The sequence below is a fragment of the Streptomyces sp. NPDC001668 genome (assembly GCF_042893155.1).
Taxonomy (GTDB): Bacteria; Actinomycetota; Actinomycetes; order Streptomycetales; family Streptomycetaceae; genus Streptomyces.
Genome location: NZ_JBIAUQ010000010.1, coordinates 165,442 through 181,678, shown reverse-complemented (window position 1 = coordinate 181,678; position 16,237 = coordinate 165,442). Strand labels below are relative to the sequence as shown.

Sequence of the window (16,237 nt, the reverse complement as noted above, 5' to 3'; positions counted from 1 at the left end):
CATGGAACTCGACGACATACGCAAGGTGATGGAGGACCAGCTCAGGCTCTCCCGCGATCTCAAGGCCCGGGTGCGGGAGTTGGAGGAGGCGCGGCACACGCCGCTGGCCGTGGTCGGCACCGCGCTGCGGCTGCCGGGCGGAACGCGGACCCCCGAGGAGTACTGGGAGTTCCTGCTGGGCGACGAGGTGGCGCTGTCCGAGATCCCGCAGGACCGCCCCGGCCTGCGGTCGGTGTACGAGCCCCGGCAGGACCGGCCCGGCTCCTCGTACGTGGACCGCGCGGGCTTCCTGTCCGACGTGGCGAGCTTCGACCCCGGTTTCTTCGGGATCTCGCAGCGGGAGGCCGACGCGCTGGACCCGCAGCAGCGCCTGCTGCTGGAGACCTCGTGGGAGGCGATGGAGCGTGCCGGGATCCCGGTGCGCCGTCAGGACCGCCTCGACGCCGGGGTGTTCGTCGGCATCATGTCCTCGGACTACGTCACCCGGATGTCCGCGCCGGGCGACCGGACCGGCATCGACCCCTACTACGGCACCGGCGGCGGTCACTGCATGGCGGCCGGCCGGGTCAGTTATGCCATGGGCCTGCGCGGCCCGGCGCTGAGCCTGGACACCGCCTGCTCGTCCTCACTGGTCGCCCTGCACGTCGCGGCCCAGAGCCTGCGGCGCGGGGAGTGCCGCTACGCCCTGGTCGGCGGGACGAACATCTTCTTCTCGCCCGACCTGATGGTGTCGCTGTGCCAGAGCAAGGCCCTGGCGCCCGACGGCCGTTCCAAGGCCTTCCTGGACTCCGCCGACGGGTACGGACGCGGCGAGGGGGTCGGCGTGGTCGTCCTCATGCGGCTCGCCGACGCGGAGCGGGAGGGCAGGCCGGTCCTCGCGGTGCTGCGCGGTACGGCGGTGAACCACGACGGAGCGTCCTCCGGCCTGACGGTGCCCAACGGGCCCGCGCAGCAGGAGGTGATCCGCGCGGCACTCGCCGACGCCCGGGTGGCACCGGAGGAGGTCTCCTACGTCGAGACGCACGGCACCGGCACCGCGCTCGGGGACCCGATCGAGGCCGGAGCGCTCGACGCCGTGCTCGGCACCGGCGCGCCCGCCCGGCAGACGCCGCTGATGCTCGGGAGCGTCAAGTCCCGTATCGGTCACCTGGAGAGCGCGGCGGGCATCGCCTCCGTGATCAAGGTGGTGCTGATGCTCCGCAACGGCCGGATACCGGCGAGCGTCACCGGCGCCGACGGCCCGCTGAACCACCTCATCCCCTGGGACCGGCTGCGGCTCGACCTGCCGGACCGGCCACGGGACTGGCCGGAACGACCGGGCCGGCGGATCGCGGGCGTCAGCGCCTTCGGCATGAGCGGCACCAACGCGCACGCGGTGTTCGAGTCGTACGACGCCGCGCCCGAACCGCCCGTCGAGGCCAGGCGCACGGAGTTGCTGACGCTCTCGGCCAGGTCCCCGGAGAGCCTGAAGGCGCTGGCCGACGCCACCGCCTCCTACCTCTCCCGCACGGCACCGGAGCACCTGCCCGCCGTCGCCGCCACCCTGCGCGACGGACGGGTGGCCTTCGAGCACCGGATCGCCGTCACCGGAGCCACCCCGGTCGAACTGCGGGAGCGGCTCACGGCGGCCGCCGAGGCGTACACGCCCGGCGGGCGGCAGGGCGCCCCGGCCGTGCGGCTGCGTCTGGGTGCGGAGGCGGCCCTGGCGGAGAAGGGCCTGGCCGTCCTGACGGACGCCTACCCGGCGCTGGCGGCCGGTCCCGAGGAGGCTGCGCACGCCCCCGCGACCCGGCTGCGGCTGCTGCTCGGACGGCTCGGCGCGCGGGTCATTGTCGAGGAGACGGCTCCCGCGTCCGTGTCCACCGTCGCCGAGGCGGAGTGGGACGGGCGGGCGTATCCGCTGCTCACCGCGGACGCGCAGGCCGCGCCGGAGCTGCTGCTCGATCTGCTGGCCGCGCTCTTTCGCGCGGGGGCCGATCTGCGGCTCGACGGGCTGCGGGCCGCCGGTACCGGACGCCCGGCCGACCTGCCGACCTACGCCTTCCGCCGCAAGCGGTGCTGGATCGACGAGCCCACGGCCGCCCCGGCCGCCGCCCCTGAACCCTCCGACGCCGACGGGCAGGCCGGCGCGGCGGCGGACCACCGGGAGATCGGTGACTTCCTCCAGACGGAACTCAAGCGGCTCATGCACGCGGACGAGGAGTTCGACACGGCACTGAGCTTCCTCGAACTCGGCGGCGACTCGTTCATGGCAATGCAGCTGACGATGAACATCGAGGACGAGTACCGGATCGAGGTGCCGCTGGAGGAGTTCGTCGTCGATGTGCCGCTCGCCGAACTCGTCCTGCGGCTGAGCGAGTTCATCGCGCGGTCCCGGACCCGCGCACCGGAACAGGAGGTCGGCGCATGAGCCCGTTCGTGCGTCCGAGGGTACTGGCCGACCCCGCTGTGCGGGTCTTCGGCTTCCATCACGCCGGCGGGTCCGCGGCCATGTACCACCCGATCGGCCGCGAGCTCCCCGCGGACTGGGAGCTGTGCCTGCTCGACCTTCCCGGGCGCGGCAAACGGCATGGCGAGCGGCCGCTGGAGCGACTGGACGAGGTGGTCGCCCGTGCCGTCGCGGACCTGGAGCCCTGGCTGGGGAGCCCGTTCGCACTGGTCGGCCACAGCTTCGGTGCCCTGGTGGCCCTGGAGGCCGGACGGGTGCTGGACGGTCTGGGCCGGCCCCCGCTGTGGGTCGGGGTGTCCGGGCGGGTGCCTCCCGGCTGCCGCCCCGGGACACGGCTGTCGCAACTGGACGACGAGGAACTGCTGCGGGCGATGGTCGCCATGGGCGGTATGCCGGATCGCCTCCATGAGGTCCCGGCGTTCGTCGAGCGGTTCCTCCGCGTCACCCGCGCCGACCTCAGGGCGGTCGAGTCCTACGCCCCGGATCCGGACCGGGTCCCGCTGTCCTGTCCGCTGACGGTCTTCACCGGGACGGACGACATCTGGGCACCGCTGCCCGCGCTCGCCGGATGGGCCGGGGAGTCGGCTCGGGGCTGCCGCCGAAGGGTGTTCCCGGGGGGCCACTTCTACTTCGCGGGCCCCGCGATGAAGGACTTCGCCCGTGCGCTGGTGGAGGAGGTCCAGGCCGTGGTCCCGTTGCCGGAGGGCTGAGAACGGGGTGAAGCGGCCCTGCCGTGCGGCCGGTTGGGGGTTCCGCACGCTCGAAGGGGGCCCCGGCCGGCTACAGCCGCGCCGCCCCCTCCACCCAGCAGGCCAGGACCCACTCGTCGACGCCCCCCGACCGCGAACAGTGCCGGCGCCTGCGGTTCAGGAGGACAGGGCGTCCAGCAGCCGGTCGACGTCCGCGGCCGTGTTGTACAGGTGGAAGGAGGCGCGCAGGTTGCCGGCCCGGTTGGACACCTCGATGCCCGCGGCGCTCAACTCGGGCTGGCGCCCGCCGAGTCCGGGCACGGACACGATCGCCGAGCCGGGAGCGGGCAGGGGTGTGTGGCCGAGGCCGGCGAGCCCCGTCCGGAAGCGGTCGGCGAGGGCGAGGTCGTGGGCGCGCACGGCGTCCACGCCGAGCTCCTCCAGGAGTTCGAGGGAGCGGCGGGTGCCGGTGTAGGTGAACAGGGCCGGGCTGACGTCGAACCGCCGTGCGGAGTGGGCCGGTTCGGTGACGGGGCCGTAGCAGCTGTCCCACGGGATCTCCCCGGAGACCCAGCCGGCGAGGACGGGCTTCAGGTCGCCGAAGCCCTGGGACTCCTCCGGCACGACGAGGAAGGCGGCGCCGTGCGGGCCGAGGAGCCACTTGAAGGTGGTGGAGACGGTGTAGTCGTACGACTCGGCGTCCACCGGGAGCCAGCCCGCGGCCTGCGAGAAGTCGACGTAGGTGCGGGCCCCGTGTGCCCTGGCGGCCTCGCGCAGGGCGGGCAGGTCGGCGATCCGGCCGTCGGCGGACTGGGCGGCGCTGACGGCGACGAGGGCGGTACCGGGACGGACGGAGTCGGCGAGCCGCTCCAGCGGCACGATGCGGACCTTGAGGTCGCCACGGGTGTGGAAGGGGTTCACGACGGAGGTGAAGTCGTCCTCGGCGGTGAGGACTTCGGCGCCCGGCGGCAGTGAGGCGGCGACCAGGCCCGAGTGGGTGGACACGGAGGCACCGGCGGCGACCCGGGCGACCGGGACGCCGGCGAGCCTCGCGAAGGCGGCGCGGGCCGCCTCCACGTCCTCGAACAGCGGATCCAGCGGCCTGCCCTCGGCGCGGATCAGCGCGGCCTCCTGGAGGGCGGCCACGGTACGGGCGGGCAGCAGACCGCTGCTCGCGGTGTTGAGGAAGGTGTTCTTCGGGGCGAACTCGGCGCGGACGAGGCTCTCGAAGGTCTCCATGGGTCCACTGTGGGGCCGGGAGACCTGTAGGTCCATCGCGATTTTCTACGTGGTTCCGCCAAGGAACGCTTATACGTCCGCGCCGGCCCGCGGGTTGTCAGCCCTGCTGGGGTACGGCGCACCCGTCGGGGCCGCAGGCCTCCGCGCCGGCCTGGCCCTGGTCGATCAGCTGCAGCGGGGAGCGGTCGCCCCAGGCCTGGGTGAGGGCCTGGGTGAAGACCTCGGCGGGCTGGGCGCCGGAGACGCCGTACTTGCGGTCCAGGACGAAGAAGGGGACGCCGTTCGCGCCGAGCTCGGCGGCCTCGCGCTCGTCGGCGCGGACCTCGTCGGCGTAGGCGGTGGGGTCGGCGAGGACCCTGCGGACCTCCTCGGCGTCGAGCCCGGCCTCGACGGCGAGCTCGACGAGGCGCTCGTCGCCCTCGGTGAACAGGGACCTCTCCTCGGCGAAGTTGGCCCGGTAGAAGATCTGGACGAGCCCGTCCTGCCTGCCGTGCTCCTTGGCGAGGTGCAGCAGGCGGTGCAGGTCGAAGGTGTTGCCGTGGTCCCGGTCCCGGGTGCGGTAGGCGAGCCCCTCGGCGGCGGCCTGCGCCCCGAGGTTCTCCTCGCCGGCCTGCGCCTGGGCCTCGCTCATGCCGTACTTCTTGCTGAGCATCGCGAGAACGGGCTCGACGTGGTTCTTGTCCCGCCCCGGGTCCAGCTCGAACGACCGGTGCACCACCTCGACCCCGTCACGGTGCGGGAAGGCCTCCAGCGCCCTCTCGAAGCGGGCCTTGCCCACGTAGCACCAGGGGCAGGCGATGTCGCTCCAGATCTCGACGCGCATGGTTCGGCTCTCTCCAGGTCGTGCGGGCGCGGAGGCTCCCTCCGCCGAGTCGGTGAACGTTCAAGCAGCGGGTTCCATTCCCGAGGGGGGCGCCGAGAGCCTGCTGAACTGCGCGCGGTACGCGCTCGGGGTCAGTCCGGTCCTGCGGACCAGGTGGCCGCGCAGGGAGTCCGCCGTGCCCAGGCCGCACGCGCGGGCCACCTGGTCCATGGGGAGGGCCGTGGTCTCCAGCAGTTCCTTCGCGCGTTCGACCCGCTGGTGGAGGAGCCACTGGAGCGGGCTCACCCCGCTTTCCGCGTGGAACCGGCGCGTCAACGTCCGTACCGAGACCCCCGCGTGGCGGGCCAGGTCGGCGAGGGTGAGCGGCTTGTCCAGGTTGCGCATGGCCCAGCCCCTGGTGTCCGCGCAGACGGTCCCCCGCTCGGGCGGCAGCGGGGTCTGGGTGAACTGGGTCTGGCCGCCGGGACGGACGGGCGCGACCAGGGCCAGGCGGGCGACCTCGTTGGCGACGGCGGCACCGTAGTCGGTACGGATGAGGTGCAGACAGAGATCGATGCCCGCGGCGTAGCCGGAGGAGGTCAGGACGGGACCGTCCTCGACGTAGAGGACGTCCCCGCGCAGATCGACCTGCGGATAGCGGCGGCGCAGTTCCTCCGAGTGCCCCCAGTACGTCGTGGCCCTGCGCCCGTCCAGCAGCCCCGCCTGCGCGAGCGAGAAGGCGCCGGTGCAGATCGAGGCGATCCGCTTGCCCGCGGCGGCCGCCTCCCGCAGGGCCGCCTCGGTGCGCGGGTCGGCGGTGTACAGCAGCCCGGCCCCGACGACCAGCACGGTGTCCGCGTCCCGTACGACGTCGAGCCCGTGCCGTACGTACAGGTCGAGGCCGCCGGTGGTCGGGACCGGCCCCGGTTCGGGCGCGCAGATCACCACCTCGTAGCCGGGCCGCCCGTCGGTCACGACCTTGCCGAACAGCAGCTCGGGAATGGCCAGGTTGAACATCGAGACGGGCGAGGGGGCTACGACGGCGACACGGCGCATGGCCAGAACCTCCGGGGGTGTGGCATTCAGGCCACTACTGTACGTCGGCGAAGTTCCGCAGCATGGAGCCATGCCCCTTGACCAGACCCCCCGGGACGAGCAACTCACCTCGTCCGAGCCCGAGTTGCCGGAGAGGCGCCCCTCCCCCGCGCTGACCCTCGCCACCGCCCTCCTCGGTTTCGCGCTGATCACGCTCGACGCGTCCGTCGTGAACGTGGCGCTGCCCGCCATGGGCTCCTCGTTCGGCGGCGGGATGTCCGCTCTCCAGTGGGTGGTGGACGCCTACACCCTCACCTTCGCGGCCCTGATGCTCTCCACCGGGGCGTTCTCGGACCGGGCCGGGGCGAGCCGGGCGTACGCGACCGGGATCGCGGTGTTCACGCTCGCCTCGGTGGTCTGCGGGCTGGCCCCGAACCTGCCGGCGCTGATCGGTGCGCGGGTGGTGCAGGGCGCGGCCGCGGCCGCGGTGCTGCCGGCCTCCCTGTCGCTGGTGCGCCAGGCCTATACGGAACCGGCCCATCGCGCCCGTGCGGTGGCCGTGTGGGCGGCGGGCGGTTCGGTGGCGGTGGCGCTGGGACCGGTGGCGGGCGGCGCGCTGACGACCCTGTGGGACTGGCGGAGCATCTTCTTCGTCAACCTGCCGCTCGGCGCGGTGGCGCTGCTCCTGCTGCTCCGGGCTCCCCGTTCGCAGCGCCGCCCGGCCCCGCTGGATCTGCCGGGCCAGGTGACGGCGGTGGTGACGCTGGCCGCGCTGACCTTCGCGGTGATCGAGGGCGGGCCGACGGGGCTGGTGTCCTTCGCGATCGCCGTCCTCGCGGGCGTCTGCTTCCTTCGGATCGAGGCGCGCCAGGCTCATCCCGTGGTCCCGCTCGGCCTGTTCCGCAGCCGGACCGTCTCCATGGCGGTCGCCGTGGGAGCGGCGAACAGCGTGGCCTTCTACGGCGTGGTGTTCATGTTCTCCCTCTTCTTCCAGCAGGTGCAGGGGCGTTCGGCGCTCCACGCCGGGCTGATGTTCCTGCCGATGACCGGGCTGATCGGGGTGACGAACGTGCTCTCGGGCAAGCTGGCGGGCCGGTACGGCACGTGGCTGCCGATACTGGCGGGCCACGGGCTCGCGGTCGCCGGGCTGCTGGGGCTCCTGACGGTCGGCACCGGGACGTCTGCCTCGCTGGTCGCCCTTCTGCTCGTGCCGCTGGCCCTCGGCTGTGCGCTGATGGTGCCGCCGCTGACGGCCGCGATGCTGGAGGCCGTACCGGCCGAACGCGCCGGGCTGGCGGCGGGCGTCCTCAACGCGGCCCGTCAGGTGGCCGGAGGGCTGGCGGTCGCCGTGTTCGGGGTACTGCTCGCCGACGGGTTCGAGACCGGCCTGCGGCTCAGCCTGGCGATCAGCGCCGGACTGCTTGTGCTGACGGGGGCGCTCAGCTTCCGTCGCGCAGGTCGGCCGGCCAGTCGGGCCTGAACTCGATGTGGTCGTAGGTCACCACGCACCCCTCCCCCATGGGCGACTGGGCCATGAAGCCGATCAGGGCCGCGCCGGTCTCCTTCTCGTCGCCCAGGGTGAAGAGGCGGACGAAGGTCCAGCGCTTGCCGTCGCGGGAGGCGTGGAAGGCGAAGGCGCGGCCGGTGCGGCTGACCCGCAGCCAGACCGAACTGCCGTCCACGGTGAAGGAGTTGCAGTCGTCGGAGTGGCCGCGGGTGACGACCGTGCAGACGGTGGGCACGTCCGGGGAGTTCTCCAGGCAGAGCTTGGCCCAGGCGCGCTCGCCGACGTGGACGTAGAGCACGCCCGCGTCGAACGAGCCGTTGAAGCCCACCGTGACCCGGGCTATCAGCTGGAAGTCGCCCTCGGGCGCACCGAGCAGCCGCGGCGCGTCGGCGGCGGGGTCCAGGGACTCCCCGGTGGGCGGCACGAACCGGTCCTGCCGGGGACCTGCCCAGCCGGAGAGGAAACCGTCCTCGTAGGCCCAGTGCCCGTCGGGGCCGTAGGTGCGGAGAGGGAAGGGGAGTTCGGGGAGTTCGACGTCCATCCTCAGAGTTTTCCAGTTCCCTCTCCGCGGCCGAGCGTGGGGTGCCTAGGACCTGTCGTTTGGATCATCCCGGCGTCGCGGGGTCTGGCACGCACATCTGCGGCGTTGTCGTCGGTCGCCGACGCTCCGCGTCGACTCCCTCCTCCGCCTTGCAGCTGCACGCACCAGACCCCGCTGGAGTCCGCTGAAAAGCACCGCACCTCACAGCCGGCCTGATCCAAACGACAGGCCCTAGCGCTCGAGGCGGTTGTTGAAGCGGCGGGGCAGGCCCAGCGGGTTGTCGTCCCGCAGCTCCGGCGGCAGCAGGGCCTCCGGCGCGTTCTGGTAGGCCACCGGCCGCAGCCAGCGCTCGATCGCCGTGCCGCCCACCGACGTCGACGTGGACGTCGTCGCCGGGTACGGACCGCCGTGCTGCTGGGCCGGGGCCACGGCCACGCCCGTCGGCCAGCCGTTCACCAGGACACGGCCGGCGAGGGGGGTCAGCTCCGCCAGGATCTCGGCGCCGCGGCCCTGGCCGGTGGCCTCGCCCTCGGACAGGTGGACCGTCGCCGTGAGGTTGCCGGGCAGCCGGGAGAGCACCGCCCGTGCCTGCTCGTCGTCCTCGTACCGGGCGACCACGGTCACCGGGCCGAAGCACTCCTCCAGGAGCAGGTCGTACGCGCCCTCGGTGGTCAGCTTCTCCGCCGCCACCGTGAGGAAGCCGGCGCTCACCGTGTGCTCGCCGCCCGCGCCCGGCGTCACCGGCGTCTCGACCTCGGGAAGTTCCGCGCGCTCGGCGACGCCGGCGACGAAGTTGTCCCGCATGCGGTGGTCGAGGAGGACGCCCGCGTCGGTGTCGCTGACCGCGTCGGTCAGGGACTTCACGAGGCCGTCGCCGGCCGCGCCGGACGGCACCAGGACCAGGCCCGGCTTGACGCAGAACTGGCCGACGCCGAGGGTCATGGAGCCCGCGAGCCCGGCACCGATGGCCTCTCCGCGCTCGGCCGCGGCCTCCTCCGTGATCACGACCGGGTTCAGGGAGCCCAGCTCGCCGTGGAACGGGATCGGCACCGGGCGCGCGGCCGCCGCGTCGAACAGGGCGCGGCCGCCCTTCACGGAGCCGGTGAAGCCCGCGGCGGCGACCAGCGGGTGCTTGATCAGCTCGATGCCGGCCTCGAAGCCGTGCACGAGGCCGAGGACGCCCGCGGGGATGCCGTGCTCGTCGGCGGCCCGGCGCAGCACGGACGCGACCAGCTCGGACAGACCCGGGTGGTCGGGGTGGGCCTTGACGACGACCGGGTTGCCGGCCGCCAGCGCGCTCGCGGTGTCGCCGCCGGCGACCGAGAAGGCGAAGGGGAAGTTGGAGGCCGAGTAGACGGCGACGACGCCGAGCGGCACCTTGTAGCGGCGCAGGTCCGGGATCGGCGGGGTCGCGGTGTCGTCGGGGTGGTTGATCACCACGCCGAGGAACTCGCCCTCGTCGACGATGTCGGCGAAGGCCCGCAGCTGGTAGCAGGTGCGGGCGAGCTCGCCGGTGAGCCGGACCGGGCCGAGGGCGGTCTCGGCGTCGGCGGCCTCGACCAGGTGTTCCTTGGACTCTTCGAGCTTGGCGGCCGCCGTGCGCAGGAAGGCCGCGCGGACAGTGCGGTCGGCGAGGGAGGCGCGCGCGTCGTGCGCGGCGCGGACGGCGGCGTCCACCTCCTGGGCTGTGGCCTCCACCGCAACCTGTTCGCGCTGCTTCCCGGTTCGGGGGTCGACACTCCAGACTGGTGCTGCTGCCACCGCGGGTCCCTCCACGTGTATCTGGGTCAGCCACCAGGAACGTTCGATATGCTGAACGCTGTCTCTGATGGTGAATATGCTGTCGGAGTCTATAACTCTGGTTCTCGTCCAACAAAGGGGTCAAGGGCGATGTCGGCAGGCGAGACGGGCGGCGGGTCACAGGTCAAGTCCGCGGTACGGACGGTTGAACTGCTCGAATACTTCGCCGGGCGCCCCGGCATGCACTCCCTCGCGGCGGTCCAGGAGGCCGTCGGGTACCCCAAGTCCAGCCTCTACATGCTGCTGCGGACCCTGGTCGAGCTGGGCTGGGTGGAGACCGACGCGACGGGCACGCGGTACGGCATCGGGGTGCGGGCGCTGCTCGTCGGCACCTCGTACATCGACGGCGACGAGGTGGTCGCGGCGGCCCGGCCCACCCTGGACCGGCTCTCCGACGACACCACCGAGACCATCCACCTCGCGCGCCTCGACGGCACGAACGTCGTCTACCTGGCCACCCGGCAGTCGCAGCACTACCTGCGGCCCTTCACCCGGGTCGGCCGCCGCCTGCCGGCCCACTCCACCTCCCTCGGCAAGGCGCTGCTGAGCACCTACTCCGACGAGCAGGTCCGCAAGATGCTGCCGGAGACCCTGCCGGCGCTCACCGAGCACACGATCACCGACCGCGAGAAGCTCATCGAGGAGCTGCACCAGATCCGCGAGCAGGGCTTCTCCGTGGACCGCGAGGAGAACACCCTCGGGCTGCGCTGCTTCGGGGTCGCGATCCCGTACCGCACGCCCGCGCGGGACGCGATCAGCTGCTCGGTGCCGGTGGCGCGGCTGACCCCGGCGCACGAACAGCTGGTGAAGGACGCGCTGTTCGACGCGCGGGACCGGCTGACACTGGCCACCCGTAGGCTCTGAGCCCCGGGGCCGTGTCGACACGCGGCTCCGCCACGTGGGCGCAAAGACGCCCGCCCCCACCAAGCCGCACCCGAACAACCACCCGACCACCCGACCGCCCGACCCGCCGGCCAGGCCCTAGGCTCTGAGGCATGCAGATCGTTCTCCGCGAAGTCCATGACAGCGATCTGCCGGTCTTCTTCCGGCAGATGAACGACCCCGAGGCCCTGCACATGGCGGCCTTCACCCCGAAGGACCCGGCCGACCGGGAGGCCTTCGACGCCCACTGGAAACGGATCCGCGCCTCCGACGCGGTGCACCGCACGGTCCTGGCGGACGGTGACGTGGTGGGCAGCGCGGCGGTGTACGGCGAGCCGGGCGAGCGCGAGGTGACGTACTGGATCGACCGCGCCTACTGGGGGCGCGGCATCGCCACCGCGGCTCTGCGCGAGCTGGTCACCGAGGTGCCCGAGCGCCCCCTGTACGCCCGCGCGGCCGCCGACAACGCCGGCTCGCTGCGGGTGCTCCAGAAGTGCGGGTTCCGGGTCACCGCCCGGGCCTCCGGGTACGCCCACGCGCGCGGTGCGGAGATCGACGAGTTCGTGCTGACGCTGGACGCGTGAGACAGCCGTAGATGAGCGTCCGATGAGAAAAGCCGGCGATCAGGAACGATGCGCACCCCTCTGATCGTCTTCGGAGTGGGATGAACAAGACGATCAAGCGCGCATCGGTCTTCGCGCTGCTCCTGGTGTTCGCTCTGCTGATCCGGGCGACCTGGGTGCAGTTCTACGAGGGCCAGGCACTCGCGGACGACAACGACAACCGGCGGAACGCGATCGAGACGTACTCCTCGCCGCTCGGGAACATCATCGTGGCCGGAAAGGCTGTGACGGGTTCCGCGAGGACGACGGACAGCGACCTCGCGTACAAGCGGACGTACACGAACGGCAAGCTGTACGCGGCGGTGACGGGCTACGCCTCGCAGGCCTACGCCCCGACCCAGCTGGAGGGCATCTACGCCGACCTCCTCAACGGCACGGACAGCCGGCTGAAGACCGTCATGGACACGGTCACCAACCAGCGGGCCGAGCCCGGTGATGTGATCACGACGATCGACCCGGCGGTGCAGAAGGCGGCGTACGACGCGCTCGGCGACACGAAGGGCGCGGCCGTCGCGATCGACCCGACGACCGGCAAGATCCTGGCCGTCGTGTCGACGCCGTCGTACGACCCGTCCTCGCTGACGGACGCCAACACCGCGGGCAGTGCCTGGAAGCGGCTCACCGCGGACTCCGACAAGCCGCTCACCAACCGCGCGCTGCGCCAGCCGCTGCCGCCGGGGTCGACGTTCAAGCTGGTGGTGGCCGCGGCCGCGCTGGAGGACGGCCTGTACTCCTCGGTGGACGAGAAGACGTCCAGCCCGGACCCGTACACCCTGCCCGGCACGGTGCGGCCGCTGGGCAACGAGAACGCCTCGGCGCCCTGCGAGAACGCCTCGATCCGGGTCGCGCTGGAGTACTCCTGCAACACCGTCTTCGCGAAGATGGCCGTCGACCTCGGCCAGGACAAGGTGCGGGCGATGGCCGAGAAGTTCGGCTTCAACGACGACGAGCAGGACGTGCCGGTGCGGGCCTACGCCAGCGTCTACCCCTCCGACATGGACAAGTCGTCCACGGCCCTGACCGGTATCGGCCAGTTCGACGTCACGGCCACCCCGCTCCAGATGGCCATGGTCTCCGCTGCCATAGCCAACGGCGGCAAGCTGGTCTCGCCGCACATGGTGTCGACGATCACCGACCACGGCGGCGACGTCCTGAAGAACTACGACGACGAGGCGTCCACCACCCAGGTCGTCAGCTCCCGGACGGCCGAGCAACTCCAGTCGGCGATGCAGTCGGTGATCCAGGACGGCACCGGCACCAACGCCAGGATCGACGGCGTCACGGTCGGCGGCAAGACGGGCACCGCCCAGCACGGCGAGAACAACAGCAAGACTCCGTACGCCTGGTTCACGTCCTACGGGAAGGCCGGCGGCAAGGAGGTCGCCGTGGCGGTGGTCGTGGAGCAGTCGAACGCGGCCCGCTCGGAGGTGAGCGGCAACGGGCTGGCCGCCCCCGTGGCCAAGGCCATGATGGAGGCGGCCCTCAAGAACTGACGCTTCCCGGTGGTTACTTGGCGCCGAGCAGCTGCTCGATCGGGTCGATCGCGAAGTACACGAGGAAGAGCGCCGAGGCGGCCCACAGCAGCCAGTGGATCTCCTTGGCCTTCCCCAGCACGACCTTGATGACGACGTAGGCGAGGAACCCGGCCCCGATGCCGTTGGTGATCGAGTAGGTGAACGGCATCACGGCGATGGTCAGGAACGCCGGGATCGCGATGTCGTAGCGGTCCCAGTCGATGTGCTTGACCTGCGTCATCATCAGGAAGCCCACGGCGACCAGGGCGGGGGCTGCGGCCTGGAGCGGGACGATGGTCAGCAGCGGGGTCAGGAACAGCGCCAGGGCGAACATGCCGCCGGTGATCAGGTTCGAGAAGCCGGTGCGCGAGCCCTCACCGACTCCGGCCGCCGACTCGATGTACGACGTGGCGGAGGAAGCGGACGCGGCACCGCCGGCCACCGCCGCCGCCCCGTCGATCAGCAGCACGCGGCCGAGGTTGGGCACCTTGCCCTCCTCGTCGAGGAGTCCGGCTTCCGCGCTGATGCCGACGACCGTGCCCATCGTGTCGAAGAAGTCGGACAGGATCAGGGTGAAGATCAGCAGCACGACCGTGACGATCCCGACGCCGGGCGCGCTGAAGGAGCCGAACAGGCTGAAGTGGCCGATCAGCCCGAAGTCGGGGGTGTCGACGATCTTGTCGGGCCAGGCGGGTGTGGTGAGCCCCCAGGTCTTGATGTCGGCGACCGAGTTGATGATCATCGCGAGGACGGTCATGGTGACGATGCTGATGAGGATCGCGCCCTTGACCTTGCGGGCGAGCAGCCCGATCGTCAGCAGCACCCCGAGGCAGAAGACGAGGATCGGCCAGCCGGTGAGCGCGCCGGTACCGCCCAGCTGAACCGGCACGGTGGTGTTCGCGGCATCCGGGATACGGCTCACGAAGCCGGCGTCGACGAAGCCGATGAACGCGATGAACAGCCCGATGCCCACGCTGATCGCCTGCTTGAGCGCTTGCGGGATGGCGTGCATGACGGCCTCCCGCAGACCGGTCACCACCAGCACACAGATGAGCAGTCCTTCCAGGACGACCAGGCCCATCGCGTCGTCCCAGCTCATCAGCGGGGCGATCTGGAAGGCGACGACGGCGTTCAGACCGAGCCCGGCGGCGAGCGCGAGCGGCAGGTTGCCGCCGACGCCCATGATGATCGTCATGACCGCGGCCACCAGGGCCGTCGCGGTGGTCAGCTGGACCGCGTCCAGCTGGTGCCCGAACTTGTCCTTCGCGCTGCCGAGGATGATGGGATTCAGGACAAGGATGTAGGCCATCGTGAAGAACGTGGCGAAGCCGCCGCGTATCTCACGGGCGAAGGTGGATCCCCTTTCGGAGATCCTGAAGTACCGGTCGACGGACATGGTCGATGCTCCTTGGTGCCTGAATGATCTGTGTGCGGATGCTGGCTGGATTGTTCCTGTGTTGAACGCGTTTCAGGTTTTCCCCGTGTTACGGATCGGGGGGTCACCCCGGTCGCCCTGTCACACCTCGTTCGAAGACCCGTACGAGAAACGGGTATTCGATCACTGCTACGCTTCCGGATCTCCGCCCGGCCACCCCCGGACGATCACATGTCATTCACATGACACACAAGGGAGAGGGAGCCCGTGGGCACAGTCGTCGACGACGCCGCCTCCGTGGAGTTCCACGCCTTCTTCGAGCGCCATTACGCCGAACTGTCCCGCCTCGCCCATCTGTTGACCGGCGAGCAGGACGCCGCCGACGACCTGGCGGCGGACGCGTTGCTGGCGCTGTGGCACCGCTGGGACCGGGTGCGCGCGGCCGACCACCCGGCGGCGTACGCGCGCGGGGTGGTCGCCAATCTGGCCCGCACCCGTATCCGCAGCGCGGTCCGTGAGCGCCGCCGCATCGCCCTGTTCTGGTCGCAGCGCGAGGAGAAGGTCGAGAACCCCGACGTGGCGGGCGTGGTCGACGTCCAGGAGGCGCTGCGCAGACTGCCGTTCCGCAAGCGGGCGTGTGTCGTGCTGCGGCACGCGTTCGATCTCTCAGAGAAGGACACCGCGCTGGCCCTCGGGGTGTCGGTCGGTACGGTTAAGAGCCAGACCTCCAAGGGGATGGCCGAGTTGCAGCGGCTGCTCGGCACACGGAACGCTCCGCTGACCGTGCACGCCGCGATGGCGCGTACCGGTGACGCCGGAGGAAGGGACCGATGACCATGCGGCGGGACGTGCACGGCGAACTGCGCGCCCGGCTGCAGGAAGCGGCCGAGGCGCACGAGCCGAACCGCGAGCGGATGCTCGCCCGGATCGAGCGCGGCATGTCGGAACAGACCCGCCCCGACCACCGGGCGACCCGGCCGCCGGTCTACGGCTGGGTGCGGGTGGTCAGCGCCACGGCCGCGGTCGCCTGTGTGCTGGGCCTCGGCGGGTACGCGGTGGCGTCCGCGGTGAAGGACGAGCCGCCCGCGCAGGGATCGGTGGTCTCCACGGGTACGCCCACCCCCTCCCCCGACGCGACGAGCCGCCCGCCCGCCCCGTCGGCGGACCCGAAGCCGAGCAGCGCACCCACGCACCGGGCCGAGCAGCCCAGCAGCACCCCCTCGGGCACCCCGCACCACTCCACCGAGGTGCGGGCGACCGGCGTCGAGGACGGCCCGCTGTGGTCGGACGGCTCGGTGGACCCGCACAGCAACGAGTTCTGGGCGCAGAGCAATCTGACCTTCAAGACCTCCGAGCAGCTGACCGCGCTCACCGTCGAGTTGAGGATCGCCCAGACCGGCGGGGTCAGCAACGCGGGCGCCTGGCGCTCGCTGCCCGAGGACGACTTCACGCTGACGGTCACCGAGCGGGACGGCTTCCTCGTCTACACCTGGGTGCTCAAGGACGGCCGTACGGTCCCGAAGGGCGAGTGGGTGTTCGCCGGGCAGTACAACCACCAGCGCGGCGGCCGGGACGCCAAGGACGACGGCTACACGGCGACCGCGACCGCGAAGTCCGGGGACCTCGCCGTGAAGGGTGACTTCGCGGCGCAGGACGAGGGCGCCACGGACGAAGGGGACTCGTAAGGGGACGTGCGGGTCTCTTGCCGGAGTCTTACCGAAAATCTCGGCCGGCGCGGCAACCCTTTCCTCGTCAGCGGCCACTTAATGGGTGAACGGTCC

14 protein-coding genes are annotated in these 16,237 nt (G+C 71.7%); 8 read left to right on the top strand and 6 right to left on the bottom strand.

All coding sequences use genetic code 11. The features are described from left to right. Nucleotide 1 precedes the first annotated feature (1 nt). Together ACFYZ8_RS28465 and ACFYZ8_RS28460 are read left to right on the top strand one after the other, a co-directional pair. Nucleotides 2-2,410, top strand: coding sequence for a beta-ketoacyl synthase N-terminal-like domain-containing protein (locus ACFYZ8_RS28465; protein ID WP_359029704.1), 2,409 nt, complete (start codon nt 2-4; stop codon nt 2,408-2,410). Next, nucleotides 2,407-3,159: an alpha/beta fold hydrolase gene (locus ACFYZ8_RS28460; RefSeq protein ID WP_359029703.1), complete on the top strand. Its 753-nt coding sequence runs from the start codon at nt 2,407-2,409 to the stop codon at nt 3,157-3,159. Before ACFYZ8_RS28465 ends, ACFYZ8_RS28460 begins: the two co-directional genes overlap by 4 nt. Nucleotides 3,160-3,315: 156 nt before the next feature. Here ACFYZ8_RS28460 and ACFYZ8_RS28455 read toward each other — a convergent pair whose 3' ends face one another. From ACFYZ8_RS28455 to ACFYZ8_RS28445, 3 genes are all read right to left on the bottom strand, one after another. Further along, nucleotides 3,316-4,377, bottom strand: a complete 1,062-nt coding sequence (locus tag ACFYZ8_RS28455; protein ID WP_388537946.1) for an aminotransferase class V-fold PLP-dependent enzyme — start codon at nt 4,375-4,377, stop codon at nt 3,316-3,318. 97 nt (nt 4,378-4,474) lie between these two features. After that, the gene (locus tag ACFYZ8_RS28450; RefSeq protein ID WP_388537945.1) at nt 4,475-5,200 is read right to left on the bottom strand and encodes a DsbA family oxidoreductase; all 726 of its coding nucleotides are present in this window, start codon (nt 5,198-5,200) and stop codon (nt 4,475-4,477) included. 60 nt (nt 5,201-5,260) lie between these two features. Further along, nucleotides 5,261-6,235 (bottom strand): GlxA family transcriptional regulator, encoded by a 975-nt coding sequence (locus ACFYZ8_RS28445; RefSeq protein WP_388537943.1) that lies wholly within the window; start codon nt 6,233-6,235, stop codon nt 5,261-5,263. A gap of 70 nt (nt 6,236-6,305) precedes the next feature. Here ACFYZ8_RS28445 and ACFYZ8_RS28440 point away from each other — a divergent pair, with 70 nt between their 5' ends. Beyond that, nucleotides 6,306-7,694, top strand: a complete 1,389-nt coding sequence (locus ACFYZ8_RS28440) for an MFS transporter (protein ID WP_388537941.1) — start codon at nt 6,306-6,308, stop codon at nt 7,692-7,694. Here ACFYZ8_RS28440 and ACFYZ8_RS28435 read toward each other — a convergent pair. Further along, on the bottom strand, nt 7,654-8,262 hold the full coding sequence (locus ACFYZ8_RS28435) for a DUF1349 domain-containing protein (protein WP_359029698.1): 609 nt from the start codon (nt 8,260-8,262) through the stop codon (nt 7,654-7,656). The genes ACFYZ8_RS28440 and ACFYZ8_RS28435 overlap by 41 nt on opposite strands. A gap of 231 nt (nt 8,263-8,493) precedes the next feature. After that, nucleotides 8,494-10,023 (bottom strand): aldehyde dehydrogenase (NADP(+)), encoded by a 1,530-nt coding sequence (locus ACFYZ8_RS28430; protein WP_359029697.1) that lies wholly within the window; start codon nt 10,021-10,023, stop codon nt 8,494-8,496. 129 nt (nt 10,024-10,152) lie between these two features. Between ACFYZ8_RS28430 and ACFYZ8_RS28425 the strand changes: the two genes are divergently transcribed. From ACFYZ8_RS28425 to ACFYZ8_RS28415, 3 genes are all read left to right on the top strand, one after another. After that, on the top strand, nt 10,153-10,926 hold the full coding sequence (locus tag ACFYZ8_RS28425; RefSeq protein WP_020121403.1) for an IclR family transcriptional regulator: 774 nt from the start codon (nt 10,153-10,155) through the stop codon (nt 10,924-10,926). A 131-nt stretch (nt 10,927-11,057) separates the two neighbouring features. Next, complete coding sequence (locus ACFYZ8_RS28420; protein ID WP_359029696.1) at nt 11,058-11,528, top strand: GNAT family N-acetyltransferase; 471 nt, start codon at nt 11,058-11,060, stop codon at nt 11,526-11,528. Nucleotides 11,529-11,608: 80 nt separating this feature from the next. Beyond that, complete coding sequence (locus ACFYZ8_RS28415; protein ID WP_388537938.1) at nt 11,609-13,060, top strand: peptidoglycan D,D-transpeptidase FtsI family protein; 1,452 nt, start codon at nt 11,609-11,611, stop codon at nt 13,058-13,060. A gap of 13 nt (nt 13,061-13,073) precedes the next feature. On the opposite strand, the gene ACFYZ8_RS28410 is transcribed toward ACFYZ8_RS28415, so the two are convergent. Continuing rightward, entirely contained in the window at nt 13,074-14,477 is a 1,404-nt protein-coding gene (locus ACFYZ8_RS28410; RefSeq protein WP_388537937.1) for an NCS2 family permease, read from the bottom strand. 246 nt (nt 14,478-14,723) lie between these two features. Here ACFYZ8_RS28410 and ACFYZ8_RS28405 point away from each other — a divergent pair, with 246 nt between their 5' ends. Together ACFYZ8_RS28405 and ACFYZ8_RS28400 are read left to right on the top strand one after the other, a co-directional pair. Beyond that, nucleotides 14,724-15,290, top strand: coding sequence for a SigE family RNA polymerase sigma factor (locus ACFYZ8_RS28405; protein WP_388537935.1), 567 nt, complete (start codon nt 14,724-14,726; stop codon nt 15,288-15,290). Further along, nucleotides 15,287-16,141 (top strand): hypothetical protein, encoded by an 855-nt coding sequence (locus tag ACFYZ8_RS28400; RefSeq protein WP_388537934.1) that lies wholly within the window; start codon nt 15,287-15,289, stop codon nt 16,139-16,141. Before ACFYZ8_RS28405 ends, ACFYZ8_RS28400 begins: the two co-directional genes overlap by 4 nt. Nucleotides 16,142-16,237 lie beyond the last annotated feature (96 nt).